General features: G+C 63.2%; 1 protein-coding gene. It reads right to left on the bottom strand.

Annotated features, from left to right (window positions below):
• Window positions 1-22: 22 nt before the first annotated feature.
• Window positions 23-964 carry an IS110 family RNA-guided transposase gene (locus HNR60_RS23930; protein ID WP_184262940.1) on the bottom strand — a complete coding sequence of 314 codons (942 nt, stop codon included), beginning with the start codon at window positions 962-964 and terminating at the stop codon, window positions 23-25.
• Between the last annotated feature and the right edge of the window lie 95 nt (window positions 965-1,059).

Here is a 1,059-nt window from a genome sequence, read left to right as displayed (position 1 = left end):
GGGTGAGCGACTATCTGGCGTGTCAAGTTGCATTAGCGTATTCGGCTCGCGCATCGCGCGCTTTGGCGTTGAGGCGGACCAGGAGTTTGCGCGCCAGGGCAATGCGAATGACCATTTTTTCCTTGCCGGCGGCGGCCAGCCGGGCGCGGAATTCGGCCAGGCTTTTATCATAGCGCGCGGCGATGGCGGCAACCAGGAACAGGATCGAACGCACGCCGGACCGGCCGCCGCGAACCGGGCGCTTGCCTTTCCGCTTGCCGCTGTCATTGGCGATCGGGGCGACACCAACCAGCTTGGCGATGGCCTTGTTGTTGTAGGTACCGATCTCCGGCAGGTCGGCCATCAGCCAGGCGACGGTGCGATCGGCGACACCCTTGATGGTGCGGAAGGTGTCCGACAACTGCGCCCACAACGGGTCATCGGATATCATCGAGCCGATCTCGCCTTCCAACTTGCGCGACTGCTGCTTCAGCAGCGCGATCACCTCGTCGATGCTGGCCAGCATCTCGGCTTTGTCGAGCAGATGGGCGCGCCGCTGCTTCTGCACGATCAGATCGTCGGTGACCTGTCGCAGCCTTGCCACAAGGTCCTTCAAACGCTGTTGGGCAAGGCTCGGCAGCGGTGTCGGCCGCAGCTCCTTGGCCTGCGCATAGCGGGCGATCATGCCGGCATCGATCCTGTCGGTCTTCTCCAGCGCGCCCATCGCCTCGGCAAAATTCCGGACATTGCGCGCATTGGCGACCGCGCAGGGCAGCCCCTGTTCCCACAGCAACGCAAACGCCCGGCGTTCATAACCGCCGGTCGCTTCCATCACCACCAGCGCGACATCATGCGAGCGGCACAACCCCGCCAGATCGGCGATCCCCGCCGGGCTGTTTCTGAAACTTCGAAACACCGATCCCGGCATGATGCAGGCATCGAGTTGGGCCTTCGAAACGTCCACTCCACAAATGATCTTGTTCACGGTAACCTGCCTTGTGCGTACGAGTGCGGTCCAGCGACTGTTCGGTCGTGCGTGACAACGGCGATGGTCCCAGGCTCACCCACGGTTGTTGCCGG

It is taken from the genome of Rhodopseudomonas rhenobacensis (assembly GCF_014203125.1).
GTDB lineage: Bacteria > Pseudomonadota > Alphaproteobacteria > Rhizobiales > Xanthobacteraceae > Rhodopseudomonas_A > Rhodopseudomonas_A rhenobacensis.
This window is presented reverse-complemented; position numbering and strand designations above follow the sequence as displayed.